Here is a 15,596-nt window from a genome sequence, read left to right on the forward strand (position 1 = left end):
GACGGCGCCTCAGGCGGCGGTCTGCCCGTCGTCGAGCACGAGCTGGTGGCGCGCGGGGACCTTGAGCGTGTGCTCGCCGTTCGCGGAGATCCGTGTGACCTCGAGGCAGCGCTCGCCCACTTCCCCGGCGGAGTGCAGGATCCAGGGGCCGACCGTCACGAACGGCTCGTCGTAGGAGGCGGCCGTCGCGACGCCGGCGATGACGAAACGGCCGTAGGGGTGCTGCTCGAACGCCGCGACGACGAGGTCGCCGTGCTCGACGTCGACGGCGTCCACGGCGTCGCCGCTCATCTCGGCGACGGGCTCGGCCGGGAACTGGCGGACGTCGCGCTCAGGTTTGCGGATGGCCACGTCCTCGTCGTCGCGGCGCTCACCGGCAGCCTTGCCGGCGACAATCACGCCGCCGATGACGACGTCGTCGAGCGCCGTGAAGTGCGGGACTCCGCTGAGCAGGTAGGAGCCGTGGCGTTCATCGCGGATGAGCGCGGTGGCCGGCACCCCCGCCTCGATCGCGCCGAACGCGGCTTTCATGCCGGCGACGTCGCGCCTGGACGGCCCGGCCAGGGCCCCTTCGAATTCCATGTCTACTCCTCGTGCCTCGATCCGCCGGCCTCGGCGGCAACAGCGTCCCCACTATCCAATCAGACGCCGCCCGCATCCGGGCGCGCTACGCCTCGCCCGGCGGACGGAACAGCACGTCTGCGGGGCTGCGCCGATCCCGGACTAGGACTCGAATATCGAGTCGACGCCATGGAAGGACACAGCTGGCTGCACCGCTATGCCGATAGCCGCGCCCTGGCTCTAGCCTGGTTCGTCGTCAAGTACCCAGGCCTGCTTGAGCGGTATCCTTCGGCGCATGTCCTCAGGCAGTTGCGCATAGGTTTCGAAGAGCTGATCCAGCAGTTCCTTGGCACTCCAGACGCGCATCGTCAGGCGATCGGTCCGGATTTCACGTTCCGCTTCTCTAGTGATCCCTCCCCACGCGACCAGGAGGCCCTGATCGGAACGGTTCTGGAGCATGGCCCCCTGAAGACCGCGGACGATCGGCGCTTTGACTTGGGAATCCTCGGATTTGACCTCGACGATGAGGGTCGGCGAGTCGAGACCGAGTGCGCCGGAACCGGCGAGAATGTCGACACCTTGGTCCGCTCCCGGAGGTGAGACATCACAGACGAACCCCCTGACGCGGAGGATCTCGGCAACGAGTTCGGTGAGCGCATGGCCTTTGAAGTTCTCCGAGACGAAGCTCTGCACGCGATCCCGGATGGTCTCCAGCGTCGGCACCACGAAGCTCTCGAGCTCGTCGTCCGCTGCGGGCACGGCCACCGGCGCGGGATCACTCAGACCGTAGGACCCTGGATCCGTTCCACCCGACATGACGACCCGGAGGCGTGCCTCAGCCTGATTCCTGGTAGCGCGGAAGACTGTCAGGAAGGCACCGAGGGTGTAGAGCAGGTCGTCTTTGATCGCCGAACGGGGAACATCGTCGCGCTGCCAGTTGACCCGGACCACGTGCTTCAACGGGGCATCCGGTTTGTACTCGTATTCGCCAGCGCATATCCCGATCGCGACTTGCGAGGTCGTCTTGAGCGGGAGAACAACAAGATCCCCTTCTCGGATGCAACGAAGCCCCCAGAGCTGCGCCGCATAATTCGCCGTGCGGCCGGCGGCATCGTGAGGATAGGCCTCTTCGACCAGGGCTCTGACACCATCGCGGCTATCGACGAGGCTCAGATCCTTGACCTCGTCCCAGCCACCGCCGGCATATCCCTCCTGGAGGCACCACTGTTCGCGTTCGCCGTGTTTGCCCGCTCTAACCGCCCATGCCGTCATGAGATGCCCCTCGTCCAACCCGCCATCGCCCGGAAGTTCCCGGTCAGTCTACGACTCGGCTCCCTCGCGCCCGCCTTTCCGCTTCTTCCGCGGCTTGTCGAGCCCGATGTGCCGCCGGGTGCGCTTGCGCTCGATCGCGATGAAGACCGCGCCCAGCAGCCACAGCGGCACCTGCGTCAGGAACGCGATCTTGAACGCGTCCAGCGTGTAGTCCTCCGGCCGGCTCGCACCCTGCAGGTCCATGGCGACGCCGATGAAGAACAACGCCAGCAGCGCCGCGAGGAATCCGCCCACGTTGGTGATGCCCGTGGCGGTGCTGAGCCGGTGGCTCGGGTTGTGCGTGCGGGCGTGGTCGAACGCGATCATCGACGCCGGCCCGCCCACGGCGAGCGCGACCGCCAACACGAACAGCATCCACAGCGGGGCCCGCCCCGGCCAGAGGATCACCACGAGCCACGCGGCCAGCTGGATCGCTACGGTCGGCAATACCAGCAGCCTCGAGCGCAGGTTCGGCACCTTCGCGGACAACGCCCCGAGCATGGGACCGAACACGACGCCGACGACCACCAGCGTGCTGGCCACGGCGGACGCCTGGCCCATCGTCAAGCCCTGGCCGACCGTCAGGAACGGCACGCCCCACAGGATGACGAACGCGGTGCCGGCGAACGGCGTCGTGAAGTGCGTCCAGAAGGCCAGGCGCGTGCCCGGGTGGGCCCACGCGGCGCGGATGCCGACGCTCGTGTCGACGGAGCTCTTGACGATCTCAATCGCGCCGGTGTCCGTATTGACGGACACGTCTCCCTTGTAACCGGGTGGGTGGTTGCGGATGAGCGCGAAGATCAGCACGGCGAACAGGACGGCCAGCCCGGCGACCGAGCCGAAGGCGATCGTCCACGACGTCGAGTGCACGAGGTGCGCGAGCGGGATGAGTGCGACGATCTGCCCCATCTGCCCGACGATGCCGGTCACCTGGTTCATGACGGGCGCACGCTGGGCGGGGAACCACGTGGCGATCAGCCGCAGCACGGAGGGGAAGACGGCCGCATCGCCGGCGCCGAGGAGCATGCGTGCCACGACGGCGATCCCAACGGTCGGCGCGAACGCGATCGCGAGCTGCCCCACCGCCATGAGGATCATGCCGATCGTCATCATGGGCCGCGCGCCGTAGCGGTCCAGCATGAGCCCGACGGGGATCTGCATGGACGCGTAGACGACGAGCTGCAGCACGGCGAGCATCGAGAGCATGGAGGCGTCGGCGTCGAACCTCTGGGCGGCGTCCACGCCGACGGCGGACAGGGAGGTCCGGTTCACGATCGCCAGGACGTAGGCGGCGACACCGACGGTCCAGATCAGCCACATGCGCCATCCCGGCGCGGCAGGGGTAAGGGTGCTCACCTGCAAAGACACTACGCCCGTCGCCCGGGACGGTCTATCGAGCCGGTCACAGTACGACAACGGCGCCCGCCCCTCGCTCGGTCGCTCCGGTCGGCGGGTCTGCCGTGTCGTTGTCGGGGCGTAGTGGACGCGGACGGTCACAAGTCGTTAATGCGACGCGAACGGGCCACCCCACGTTGTTGTGACAAGACGGCGCATGACTATGTTGACAAACTCGGTAACACCGACCGGCACGTTCTCCCGCAGGAGTTCAGGTGACGACGCGGAACGGCTGCATTGAAAACGCTTGCTCCCGCCGCGGCGAACAATGAAACTCAGCCCCTGGTTAAATCATCAACTAATTTTCACGGCACGCACCCACCCCGATCAGCTCGGGCCGCGGCGACAGCGCAGCCGAGAATCTCCCCGCGATAAGCCGACATGAATCGCACTGTCGGACCGGCTGAAGAAGCAACCGCCCAACTCAGAACCGCAATGCGCCGTCGCACTTTTCGCGTTCGATAGCACTTAAAGATTCAACGTCGAGGTTCCGTCAAGTTACTGGGTAGTTCGTTTAAAGTTCCGCAGAATCACCCTTGAGCCCGGCATGTCATTTCAGTAGCGTGTGCACTGCGTTGGGGGACATCAGGATCGTTTTCGTCGGTCCGGCAATATCAGATGAAAGGCCAGCAAAGATGTCTAACAAATTCGCACGGTTCGGCCGGAAATGGCTGGTGGCCGCGGCGGCTACCTCGGCGCTCGTCCTCGGTGGAGGAATCGCTGCTGCGCCGGCCGGCTACGCCGCCGAAGAGCATGACGGTGAACACGGCGGGCACGAAGGCGGCGACGCCTGCACGTTCTTCCTGGAGCACATGTGGGCCAACGAAGACGGCATCCCGCTGCTCGGCAGCTTCGCCCACGTCAACGAGTACCACACGGACCCCGAGTACGAGAACCTCGTCCTTTCGCTGGCCAGCGGGGCCATCGGCAACTCGGAAATGCCCGTCGTCGACATCTACGGCGGCCCCCTCGGTTGGATCCCGATTTTCAACCCCTCGCACGTCAAGGGCCACGGCACCGACTACGTCACCCTGCTCACGTCGTGCGGCGGAATCGGCATCCCGCTCGACAGCAACGACCTGACGACCCTGAACGTCCCGTCGGTCGAGGACCTCGCCGACACCTCGGACCTGATCATGCCGGGCCTGCCGTCGCCGGAGATGCTCACAAGTCCCGACTACCTGTGGCAGACGACTGACGCCTCCGCGATCTTGGACCGGGTCACGCCCGAGGCGCTGACCAACATGGAGGAGTACACGGGCTTCGCCGGCGACCACCTCGACACGTGGCGCCTGCTCTGGGAGACGGCTCTGGAGGATGTCTCCAGCGGCAACCCGACGGGAATCCTGGAGGTCCTCCAGATCACGGACAACATCAAGACCATCGAGTCGGTGTTCGGCATTGTCGGCGGCGAGGACGGCGGACTCGTCGGCGGCCTGCCCGGCGGCGAACTGCCCGAGCTGCCCGGCGTCGAGCTCCCCGAGCTGCCCGGCGATGAACTGCCCGACGGCGGTGAAGGCGGCGGTGGCCTCCTCGGCGGCCTGCCCATCATCGGCGGCGGCGATGGTGGCGGCCTCCTCGACGGCCTGCCCGTCGGCGGCGGCGAAGACGGCGGCCTGATCGAGACCCTGCCGATCATCGGCGGCGACGGCACCGGTGGCCTGCTGGACGGCCTGCCCGGCGCCGGCGAAGACGGCGGCGGCCTGATCGACGGCCTGCCTGTCGGCGGCGACGATGCCGGTGGCCTGCTGGGCCTCCTGCCGGTCCTCCCGTCGCCGGGAACGCCGACGACCCCGCCGGCCGAAGGCACGACCGAGTTCTCGGCACTCCTCTCCGGAGCGGCCGGCACTGACGGCATGGGCCAGTGCAAGGGCACGCTGAACGGCGACACGTTCACGGTCAGCTGCCTGTACGCCGGTCTGGCCTCGGACGCGACAGGCGCCGAGCTGCACAGCGGCGACGCCAGCTTCGAGCTGGCCGCCACGGGCGGGACGAGCGGCGGCGCAGCCGGGAGCTTCAAGCTGACCTCGGAGCAGGTCGCTGCGCTGAACAACGGCGACTTCACGGTCGACGTGCACACCTCGGGCTCTTCCACGGCCGAGATCAGCGGCACCGTCAACCCGTGTAGCTGCGGCTAGGTTCGACTCCGCCGTCGCCTTCGACGGCAGTTGACCTGACAAAAGCAAGGGATGGAGGCCGGGATCACCCGGCGTCCATCCCTTGCTCTGTCTGTCGGCGGTGGGCGGCGAGTCCGGCGGGGACCGGACGTGGCGCGACCACGTGCCGTCGCAGAATTTCCCGGCAGGCCGGACGATCTGATTTAATCAGAATCATTCGCATCAAGTTCGATGCGCCTCCCATCGGTCTTCCGCCTCAGCAAGGACTCCCGCCCCATGACGGTCTCCTCCGCGCCAATCTCGGCGCTGATCACCCTCGACGACGCCGTGGTCACGACCCGCCGCTCGGGCGATCGCCTGCTCGCGGTCCCGGCCCTGGCCATCGCGCCGGGCTCGCGCACCGTGGTCATGGGCCCCTCCGGTGCCGGCAAGTCCATGCTGCTCTCCGCGCTCACGGGCCGCCTGCCCGGCGCCGTCACCCTGGCCGGCACGCGGACCGCCGCCCCCGACCTGCGCATCGGATTCGTTCCGCAGCGCGGGGCCGAGGCCCTGCACCCGCTGCTGCCGATCGGCCGCCAGCTGCGCTCCGTCACGGGCACGACGCCGGCGCGCGTCGCCGAGGTGCTCGCCGCCGTCGGGCTGGACGCGGGCGCACTGGCCGGCCGGCGCCCGGCAGAGCTCTCCGGGGGCCAGCTGCAGCGCGCGGCGATCTCACTCGCGTTCCTCGGCTCCCCCGCGCTCGTCATCGCCGACGAGCCGACGAGCGCCCTCGACAACGCCTCCCGCGACGAGACCCTGGCCATGCTGCGCGCCCTCTCCGACACGACCGGCAGCGCCCTCGTCGTCGCCACCCACGATCCGCTCGTCCGGCCCGCCCTGGACGCCGCGCTGATCCGCGTCGAGTCCGGCCGGGTGACGGTCGACGCCGGCACCCTCGCCGCGCCCGCGGCGCCGGCGGCGGGCGCACCCGCACCGACCGTTCCCGCGGCACACGAGGCCGCGGCATGAGCGCCGCAGTCCTGCAGGCGTGTGGCATCGGTGCCTCCTACGGCACGCGACGGCGCCCCGTCACCGCGCTTCACCCCACCGACTTCACGCTGCTGGCGGGCGAGTCCGTGGCCGTGATCGGCCGCTCGGGAGCCGGCAAATCGACCCTCGCCGAGATCGTCCTCGGCCTGCGCACCGCCAGCACGGGCCACGTCATGGTGCACGGCCAGCGCTTCTGCGGCGCCGGCCGCACCCCGGATCAGGACCACCGCCGTCTGGTCCAGGGGATTCCGCAGGACGCCGGCGCCTCGCTGCCGCCGCGCACCCCGGTGCGGGCCTCGATCGAACGCGCTCTGACCAAACTCCGAGTCGACGGCGACCACGCGGCCCGCATCCTCGCCGCCGCTGAGACCGCCAGCCTGGACCCGGCACTGCTCGAGCGCACCCCGCGCCAGCTCTCCGGCGGCCAGGCCCAGCGCGCCGCCATCGCCCGCGCGGTCGCCGTCGGGCCGGACGTGATCGTCGCCGACGAACCCACGAGCGCCCTCGACTCCGCCACCTCCGCCAGCCTCGCCGACGCCCTCCTCGCCCTGCCGTCCCGCACGGGCGGGGCCCTGCTGCTGGTCACGCACGACGACGCTCTGGCCGCACGCTGCGACCGCATCCTCACCGTCCGCGACGGAACTGTGGAGCAGACCCGGTGAGCGCCGCCCCCTCGCTGCGGCCCGTCCTGGTGCTGCAGCTGGTCTTCATGCTCGGCTTCTCCTCGGTGGTGCCGTTCTTCGCCGCGATCGGCCAGTCCCGCTTCGGCCTGGACGCGGCCGCGGTCGGGGCGCTCGTCGGCGCCCGGGTCATCGCCCAGCAGGGCCTGTTCGTCGCCGGCGGTTACCTGACCGACCGCTTCGGACCGCGCCTGCTCCTCGTCGCCGGATGCCTGCTGCGCGCGCTCGCCTTCGGGGTCATCGCGTGGGCACCGGACGCGCCCGCATTCGTCGCCGGCGTCGTGCTCGTAGGCCTCGCCGGCGCGCTGTTCTCCCCCGCCATCGACGCCCTGGTGGGGCGCATCGACGCCGAGCGGCGCTCCCTGCGCGGCACCGCCACCAGCCGCGGCCCAGCCCCGTTCGCGGCGCTCGCCCTCGCCGGCGAGACCGGCGGCATCATCGCCTCCCTCGGCGCCGCACGCTTCATGCCCGATCACTCGGCCGTCCTCGCCGCGATCTCGGCGGCGGTCTTCCTCGGCGCGGCGGCCGCGGTGCACCGGCTCGTCCCGCGCGGCGACGTCGTCGGCCCCCGGGTTCCGTCCGAGCGCACGGGCGGCCCCGTAGCCGTCGCGCCCGGTGGCCCCGCAGCCGCGGACCCGGCACCCGTGGACACGACCCCCGCGGCTCCGGCCCCCGTGGACCCCGTGCGCGTGGTGCCGCTGGCGATCGCCTGCTCGGCCCTGCTGGCCGTCTACACGCAGCTCTTCTCCACAGTGCCGCTGGCCCTCGCCGAGCACGGGATCGACGCCGGGCGAATGGGCGCGGTGGCCGCGGCCCTGTCGGCGGCGACGCTCGCACTGCAGTGGCCGCTCTCCCGGCTCGCCGAGCGGCTCGGCCGGTGCACCGCCGTCATGCTCGCGCTCTACGTCTCCGCGGCGGCGTGCGCGACCGCGTTCGCCGGTCAGCTGTTCCTGCCGCCGGCCGCGCTACCCGGGATGTTCTGCGCCGTCGCCGTGCTCGTGGGCGTGTCCTTGATGCTCGGCACGCCGAACGCGCAATCGCTCATCGCCGGCGGCTCCAGCCGCTGGCGGGCCACGCGCCTGGCGTTCCTGCCGACCGCCGGCGGGATCGTCGCCTTCTTGACCACCACCGCCACCGGCGCGGTCGCCGGCGCGTCCGGCACCCTGGCCGCATGGCCGCTGGCCGCCGCGCTCCCGGCCGCGATGCTGCCGGTCGCCTGGTACGCCCTGCGCCCGGCCCACGAACTGATCCACCACTCGAACTGCCCGCCGGCCACCGCCGGCTCCACCCTGGAAAAGGAACGAACCTCATGACCCACCGCCTCCGCACGGGTGCCCTCGCCGCCGGCGCCCTCTCGCTCACCCTGGCCCTCTCCGGCTGCTTCTCCGCGAGCTCCGCCGAGTCTTCCGGCGGGGACGAGGCCGACGCGCGCGTGTCGCTCGCCATGCTGCAGCCACCGCGCTCGGGCCTGAGCCCGCTGAGCGACGACGCGTTCAAACTCTCGCGTTGGAGCACCGCCGAGACCCTCGTGGTGCTCGACGAGGCCGGCGACCCGCTGCCCGGCCTCGCGACCGAGTGGGAGCAGACGGACGATCTGACGTGGCGCTTCTCCATCCGCGAGGGCGTCTCCTTTCACGACGGCAGCGAGCTGACCGCCGAGGCCGCCGCGAACTCGCTGCGCGCCGCGGTCGAGGCGAGCCCCGTGCCGCGCATCCTCGACGGCGTCGACCTGCAGGTCGACGTCGACGGCGACCAGGTGGTGTTGACGACGGCAGACACGGACCCGCTGCTGCCCAACCGCCTCTCGAGCCCGCAACTCTCGATCCTCTCCGAGGCCGCCTACGAGGGCGACACGGTGGACCCGGTCGGCACCGGCACGGGCCCGTTCGAGCTCACGGCGGTCGACGGGACCTCGGGCGCGACGCTCGAGCGCTTCGACGGCTACTGGGGCGAGGCCGCGGCGGCCGCGGGCATCGACGTCGACTTCGTTCCGGACGGGACGGCCCGCGCGGCTGCCCTGCGCACGGGCACCGCGGACATCGTGGAGGCCGTGCCGGCTGGCCAGGCCGCCTCGATCGACGAGGAGCTCATCACCGAGGTGCCGATGCCGCGCACCAACACCCTCTACCTCAACTCGGAGTCCGGACCGTTCGAGGACCCGGCGGTGCGGGCAGCGGCCCGCGAGGCGATCGACCGCGCCGCGATCATCGCCTCCGCCTACGAGGATCGCGCCGACGAGGCCGCCGGCCTGCTCGGCCCGGCCCTGCCGTGGAGCGTGGACGCGCGCCAGGACGCCGACTACCAGGAGATCCTGGGCCAGCGCGCCGAGCCGGCCGAGGTCGACGGCGTGAAGATCACGCTCGGCACCTTCACCGACCGCGCCGAGCTGCCGGAGGTCGCCGTGCTCATCGAGCAGCAGCTGGAGGCAGTCGGGTTCGTCGTCGAGCAGGATGTGCGCGAGTACCAGTTCATCGAGTCCGACGCCCTGGACGGGGCGTTCGACGCGTTCATCCTCTCCCGCGCGACCGTGCTGGACTCCGGTGACCCCGTGGCCTACTTCGCCGCCGACTTCACGTGCTCGGGCGGCTTCAACCTCGCCCAGCTCTGCTCCGAGGACGCGGATGCGGCCATCAAGGCCGCCGCCCGCATCGACGCCGGCGACGAGCGCCGCGAGGCCATCATGACCGCGGAGGCGCAGATCCTCGCGACCGACGCGGCGATCCCGCTGCTGCACGAGCGCGTCATCCAGGGTGAAGTCGCGGGTGTGCAGGACGCCGCGCGCGACCCGCGCGAGCGCCTTCTGGTGACCGCGGAGACGCGCGTTGATCCACAGGGCTAGCCGCATCGCGTTGGCCTCGCGAGTTCTCGCGGGGCTGGCGCTGCTCACCGTCGTCGGGGCGCTGCCGTGGCTCTCGCAGCGGGACCCGGCGCACTCGGTGCTGCGGGCCCGCTACGCGGAGCTCGAGCCCACGCCGGAGGCGCTCGCCTCCATCCGCGCGGAGCTCGGGCTCGACGGCGGCCCGATCGCCATCAGCGCCCGCTGGTGGGCCGACGTGCTGCGCGGGGACCTGGGCGTCTCGTGGGTCTCCGGCGGGCCGATCGCCCCGGGCGTCTCGCAGGCGGTGGGCGTCTCCGCGACGCTGACGCTGTTCGCGATGCTTGTCACGGCGCTTGTCGCCGCGGCCCTGGTCGCGCCCGTGCTGATCGCGATCGCCCGCGACCGCCCGGTGCGCGGCTCGGGCCCGCTCGGCGTCGCGCTAACCGCTCTGCCGGAGTTCCTGCTGGCCAGCGGGTTCCTGGTGATCGTGGCGGTGCAGCTGCGCTGGCTGCCGCCCTACGGCTGGACCGGCCTGGACACCGCGATCCTGCCGGCCCTGGCTCTGGGCATCCCCGGCGGCGGCCTCTTCGGGCGCCTGCTCGGCGACGCGCTGGCCGGCTCCTCCCGCGAGGCGTGGGTGCAGGTCTGGCGCCTGGCCGGGGCGCGCCGGCGGGTCATCCTCCCGGCGGTGCTGCGCCGGGCCGCGGCCTCCGTGGTGGACCAGCTGGGGCTCATCGTCATCGGCGTACTCGGCGGCGCGGTCGCCGTGGAGCAGATCTTCGCGATCCCGGGGCTCGGCCGCTACCTGCTGGGCGGGGCCAACGCGCAGGACCTGCCGGCGCTGCAGGCCGGCGTGCTCGCGATGGCGGCGGCCGCCCTCGTCATCGGCGTGTTCGCCTCGGCCACGCGGCTGTGGCTGCTGGGCGGGCCACTGCCGGCGGGCGCGGTGTCGCCGCCGCCGGAGCGGCCGCACGGAGACCGGATGGCGCAGTGGACGTTCGGGATCGGGTGCGCACTGCTGGTGTTGCTGCTGGTGGCCGGGCTGCCGCGGGACCCGTTCGAGGTCGCGCACGCGCGCCTGGCCGCGCCCTCGTGGGAGCTGCCGTTCGGCGCGGACGCGAGCGGCCGGGACCTGCTGGCCCGCGTGGCGCACGGGGCGCTCGGCACGCTGGTGCCGGCGCTGGGGATCGTGCTCGCGGCGATCGCGATCGGCCTGGTGCTGGCGTTCATCCCGAACGCGGTGCGCGGACCGATCGAGGTCGCCAACGCGACCCCGCCGATCATCGCGGGTGTGGTGATCGCGGCGCTGGCCGGCCCGACGATGGGCGGCGCGGCCGCGGCCGTGCTCTGGGTGAGCTGGCCGCCGCTGGCCTCGCACGCGGTGGCGCTCGTCGAGGAGGCGAAGGCGATGCCGCACGTGAAGTGGCTGCCGCTGGCGGGCGTGCGCCCGTTCGAGGTCATGGCCCGGCACGTCGTGCCGGTCGTGGCGCCGGCGCTCGCGCGGCACGGGATGCTGCGCCTGCCGGGCGTGGCCCTGGCGCTCGCCTCGCTGGGCTTCCTGGGCCTCGGCGCGCAGCCGCCGGCTCCGGAATGGGGGCGGCTGCTCGCGGAGGGCATCGACTACGTCGAACGCGCGCCATGGACGACGGCGGCCCCGGCCGCTTCTCTCATCCTGATCTCGGTCATCGCGGTGGCTGCGGCGTCGCTGCAGGGCTCGCGGATCACGCTCCCGCGCCCGTCACAACACGGCGGGCCAACGAGGCCGAACGACGGCGGTCCGCCCACCTCAGGTGAAGCCGCGCCGGCCGAGGGTGCGACCGGCACCAGAGCAACGAGGAATTCGGCGGCGCCGGCTGGTTCTTCCGCTTCCGGGCACTAGATGTACCGGCCCCGACCGTTGTTTGCTGTCAAGCGTCGAGTTCGATAGCGGCTGATTTATCCGGTTTCGGTCGCTGAGAGCTGGGGCTCGGCGGTGCGGTAGGTTGCTTCGAACTCTGCTGGCGGGACGTGTCCGATCTCGCCATGGAGGCGGCGCTGGTTGAACGCTTCGGCCATCGCGTTGTCATAAGCTGTCGCCCTTCGAACCGACCGACGCGACCGCGTCAAGCGCGATAGATATACACCCAGCCCGAGAACGTGCGCAGTAGGTGATGTCCGCTACCTGGAGTTCGTCCGGCCGCGACGCGAGAAACTCCCGGTTCACCAGGTCCAACGGCCTACTCGTCTCCGGCGCCGGCTTCGTCGTCCGCGGGCCCTTGCGCCGCGAGACGCCCCGCAACCCGGCCTCGCGCATGAGCCGGCGGACAGTGGACACGGCGACCTTCTCACCCTCGCGGCCATTCACACACCAAGCCCGGGGCACTCCTGATATCCCAGATCCCAGTCCGGACCCGGGTCGAGTGGGACAACACTGCCCCCGGGATTCGAAGTGATCGAGCTAATCAGCTATAGACCATATCTATAACCGTCAACAAAAATATCTAGTTGATCAATTATCAAGGCTTGGATATGGTCAAATTATGCAAAAGGGCGAACCAATGACGACCGTCAAACAGGCCAGCTATGAACTACTCAGGGCCAATGGAATCACCACCATTTTCGGCAATCCTGGTTCCAACGAGCTGCCATTCCTTGGGGCCATGCCCGAAGACTTCCGGTACATTCTCGGCCTCCACGAGGGCGTGGTGATGGGCATGGCCGATGGATTCGCTCAAGCGACAGGCAAGGCCGCCTTCGTCAACCTCCATGCGGCCTCCGGCACCGGCAACGCGATGGGCGCCCTGACCAACGCCTGGTACTCCCACACACCACTCGTGATCTCCGCCGGACAACAGGTCAGACCTTCGATCGGCATGGAATCCATGCTCTCGAACGTGGACGCGACAACTTTGCCCCGCCCGTTGGTCAAGGCCAGCTCCGAACCTGCCTGCGCCGAGGACGTGCCCCGCTCCCTCAGCCATGCGATCCACATCGCCACCCAGGATCCCAAAGGCCCGGTGTACATTTCCGTCCCGTACGACGACTGGGATGCAGACGCAGGCGAAGTGAGCGTAAACCTTGCCGGCCGGAGCGTTCAGGCAGCAGGCACGCCCTCACGCCAACAGCTGGAACCTTTCATCGGTGCCTTGGCGTCAGCGGCCAACCCTGTGTTGGTTCTGGGACCCGACGTCGACGCCGCCCGCGCCAATCATCAGGCCGTTGCCTTGGCCGACAAGCTCAAGATGCCGGTGTGGGTCGCCCCGTCTGCACCCCGCTGCCCCTTCCCGACGACCCATCCCAGCTTCCGCGGGGTCCTGCCGGCTTCGATTTCCGGAATCTCTGCCCTGTTCAAGGAACATGACGTAGTCCTGGTCGTGGGAGCGCCGGTCTTCCGCTACCACCAGTTCGAACCAGGCGAGTTCCTCCCAGCCGAGACCACTTTGCTGCATATCACCGGCGACCCGGGCGAAGCGGCCAGAGCGCCAATGGGCGCGGCCCTGGTAGCAGACGTGAGTGAAGCCCTTCAGGCCCTCACCGAAGGCGTACCCGAGTCCGACCGCCCCCTGCCGGCCGCCCGGATTGTTGCTCCCCCGCCCAGGGCCGGTGGAACCGTGCTCGCACCCGAGGCGGTCTTCGAGCTGATCAACGAAGTTGCCCCCCGGGATGCCGTCTACGTCAATGAAGCGACGTCGACTGTCGGGGCGTTGTGGGACCGACTCGACATGACCCACCCCGGAAGCTACTACTTTCCGGCGTCCGGCGGACTGGGCTTCGGCATGCCGGCCGCCGTCGGTGTCCAGCTGGCCAACCCGAACCGCCGCGTCATTGGCATCATCGGAGACGGCTCGGCAAACTACGGGATCACCGCACTGTGGACAGCCGCTCAGGAGAAGATCCCGGTTGTTTTCGTGATCCTCAACAACGGGACCTACGGCGCGCTTCAAGCGTTCGCCACCAAGCTAAAGGCCGAAAACGTGCCGGGACTTTCCGTTCCCGGCATCGACTTCTGTGCTCTCGCCAACGGATACGGCGTCCAAGCCGCCAAGGTCACCGAGCTCAACGACTTGAAACAAAAGCTGACGACGGCGCTCGAAGCCGAGGAGCCGACACTCATCGAAATCATGACCACAACCATCAGCCCGTTCTGATCCGTTCTCGGCATCACTGACGATTCCCGGACGGATCAACAACCATTAAGGACCACGACATGACCGTTGATCTCGAAAACACCGCGGATTTGCTCGCCGGATGGATTCCCAACCGGCAATTCATCGGTGGTACTTGGCGTCAGGGGCGTTCCGAACGCACCCTCACCCTCACCAACCCCTACAACCAGCAGTTCCTCGGCTCGGTGCGCCAGGCAACCATCGAGGACCTCAACGACGCCTACACCGCTGCTGCCACAGCACAAAAAGAATGGGCAGCCCAGCCCCCGGCCGTCCGCCAGGGCGTTCTCCTCCGCGCCGCGGAAATCCTGCAGGAACGCCGTGACGACATCGTCTCCTGGCTTGTGGCTGAGTCCGGCAGCACCGTGCTCAAGGCCAATATCGAGGTTTCCGCAGCCCGTGCCATTACCCTGGAAGCGGCATCCTTTCCGTACCGCGTGCACGGTCGGATCTTGGAGTCGGATGTGCAGGGCAAAGAAAACCGTGTCTACCGCGTCCCCCTGGGCGTTGTCGGCGTCATCAGCCCTTGGAACTTTCCCCTCCATCTCTCCCAGCGGTCCGTAGCCCCGGCGCTTGCACTCGGAAACGCAGTCGTACTCAAACCGGCCAGTGACACGGCAGTCACCGGTGGGCTTCTGATCGGCAAAATCTTCGAGGAGGCGGGCCTCCCAGCCGGCGTACTCAACGTTGTCGCCGGGGCCGGAAGTGAAATCGGTGACGCCTTCGTTGAACACGAAATCCCCTCGCTCATCTCCTTCACCGGTTCCACAGCCGTAGGACAGAACGTCGGTCGCATCGCCGCCAGCGGCAAACATCTCAAGCACGTCGCCCTGGAACTGGGCGGAAACAGCCCCTTCGTTGTGCTGGCGGATGCTGACCTGGACCAGGCCGTTCGAGCTGCGGCCATGGGCAAGTTCCTGCACCAGGGCCAGATCTGCATGGCCATCAACAGGATCATTGTCGAGGACTCCGTCTACGACGAGTTCGTTACCCGTTTCACCGATCACGTACGGACACTGAACTTCGGAGACCCTGCAGACCCCAAGACATTCGTCGGGCCGGTTATCAACAGCCAGCAGCTTGAAGGGCTGCAGAAGAAGATCAGCCTCGCCACCGAAGAAGGAGCCCGGCTGGTCCTCGGCTCCGAGATCATTGGCCAGGTAATCCCACCGCACGTCTTCGCCGACGTCACCCCTGACATGGAACTGGCCCGCGAAGAAATCTTTGGCCCGCTGGTCGGCATTCTCCGCTGCCAGGACGAAGACCACGCATTGGAGATGGCCAACGACAGCCACTACGGCCTCGCCAGCGCCGTGTTTACCGGAAGTGCCGAACGCGGCGTCAAGTTCGCGCAAGGGATCCGTGCAGGCATGACTCACGTGAACGACATCCCTGTCAACGATGAACCCCACACAGCCTTCGGCGGCGAGAAGAACTCCGGGCTGGGACGGTTCAACGGCGAATGGGGCATCCGGGAATTCACCACGGATCACTGGATCAGCATCCAGCACACGCCACGCCAGTACCCCGTCTAGAAAGC

Annotated in this window: 12 protein-coding genes; 8 read left to right on the forward strand and 4 right to left on the reverse strand. The window is 69.2% G+C overall.

Annotation, left to right across the window (positions count from 1 at the left end; all coding sequences use genetic code 11):
• Window positions 1-9: 9 nt before the first annotated feature.
• From EV380_RS11165 to EV380_RS11175, 3 genes are all read right to left on the reverse strand, one after another.
• Complete coding sequence (locus EV380_RS11165; RefSeq protein ID WP_130451198.1) at window positions 10-582, reverse strand: hypothetical protein; 573 nt, start codon at window positions 580-582, stop codon at window positions 10-12.
• A 219-nt stretch (window positions 583-801) separates the two neighbouring features.
• Window positions 802-1,833, reverse strand: a complete 1,032-nt coding sequence (locus EV380_RS11170; RefSeq protein WP_130451199.1) for a restriction endonuclease — start codon at window positions 1,831-1,833, stop codon at window positions 802-804.
• 48 nt (window positions 1,834-1,881) lie between these two features.
• Window positions 1,882-3,192, reverse strand: coding sequence for an MFS transporter (locus tag EV380_RS11175; RefSeq protein ID WP_130452207.1), 1,311 nt, complete (start codon window positions 3,190-3,192; stop codon window positions 1,882-1,884).
• 710 nt (window positions 3,193-3,902) lie between these two features.
• Here EV380_RS11175 and EV380_RS11180 point away from each other — a divergent pair.
• The 6 genes from EV380_RS11180 (at window position 3,903) to EV380_RS11205 (ending at window position 11,790) form a co-directional block, all read left to right on the forward strand.
• Window positions 3,903-5,405 carry a CHRD domain-containing protein gene (locus tag EV380_RS11180; protein ID WP_130451200.1) on the forward strand — a complete coding sequence of 501 codons (1,503 nt, stop codon included), beginning with the start codon at window positions 3,903-3,905 and terminating at the stop codon, window positions 5,403-5,405.
• Window positions 5,406-5,615: 210 nt separating this feature from the next.
• Complete coding sequence (locus tag EV380_RS11185; protein ID WP_130451201.1) at window positions 5,616-6,392, forward strand: ATP-binding cassette domain-containing protein; 777 nt, start codon at window positions 5,616-5,618, stop codon at window positions 6,390-6,392.
• Window positions 6,389-7,075, forward strand: a complete 687-nt coding sequence (locus EV380_RS11190) for an ATP-binding cassette domain-containing protein (RefSeq protein WP_130451202.1) — start codon at window positions 6,389-6,391, stop codon at window positions 7,073-7,075. Before EV380_RS11185 ends, EV380_RS11190 begins: the two co-directional genes overlap by 4 nt.
• Window positions 7,072-8,406 carry an MFS transporter gene (locus EV380_RS11195; RefSeq protein WP_130451203.1) on the forward strand — a complete coding sequence of 445 codons (1,335 nt, stop codon included), beginning with the start codon at window positions 7,072-7,074 and terminating at the stop codon, window positions 8,404-8,406. The genes EV380_RS11190 and EV380_RS11195 overlap by 4 nt, the downstream gene beginning before the upstream one ends.
• The gene (locus EV380_RS11200; protein ID WP_130451204.1) at window positions 8,403-9,932 is read left to right on the forward strand and encodes an ABC transporter substrate-binding protein; all 1,530 of its coding nucleotides are present in this window, start codon (window positions 8,403-8,405) and stop codon (window positions 9,930-9,932) included. Before EV380_RS11195 ends, EV380_RS11200 begins: the two co-directional genes overlap by 4 nt.
• A complete protein-coding gene (locus tag EV380_RS11205; RefSeq protein ID WP_242607592.1) occupies window positions 9,916-11,790 on the forward strand; it encodes an ABC transporter permease subunit in 1,875 nt (624 codons plus the stop codon). Before EV380_RS11200 ends, EV380_RS11205 begins: the two co-directional genes overlap by 17 nt.
• Window positions 11,791-11,973: 183 nt before the next feature.
• Here EV380_RS11205 and EV380_RS17045 read toward each other — a convergent pair whose 3' ends face one another.
• Complete coding sequence (locus tag EV380_RS17045; RefSeq protein WP_423219027.1) at window positions 11,974-12,273, reverse strand: hypothetical protein; 300 nt, start codon at window positions 12,271-12,273, stop codon at window positions 11,974-11,976.
• Between the two features lie 157 nt (window positions 12,274-12,430).
• Here EV380_RS17045 and mdlC point away from each other — a divergent pair, with 157 nt between their 5' ends.
• Together mdlC and EV380_RS11220 are read left to right on the forward strand one after the other, a co-directional pair.
• Window positions 12,431-14,038 (forward strand): benzoylformate decarboxylase, encoded by a 1,608-nt coding sequence (mdlC, locus tag EV380_RS11215; protein ID WP_242607593.1) that lies wholly within the window; start codon window positions 12,431-12,433, stop codon window positions 14,036-14,038.
• Between the two features lie 59 nt (window positions 14,039-14,097).
• A complete protein-coding gene (locus tag EV380_RS11220; protein WP_130451205.1) occupies window positions 14,098-15,591 on the forward strand; it encodes an aldehyde dehydrogenase family protein in 1,494 nt (497 codons plus the stop codon).
• Window positions 15,592-15,596 lie beyond the last annotated feature (5 nt).

It is taken from the genome of Zhihengliuella halotolerans, from assembly GCF_004217565.1.
In the GTDB taxonomy this organism is placed as follows: Bacteria; Actinomycetota; Actinomycetes; order Actinomycetales; family Micrococcaceae; genus Zhihengliuella; species Zhihengliuella halotolerans.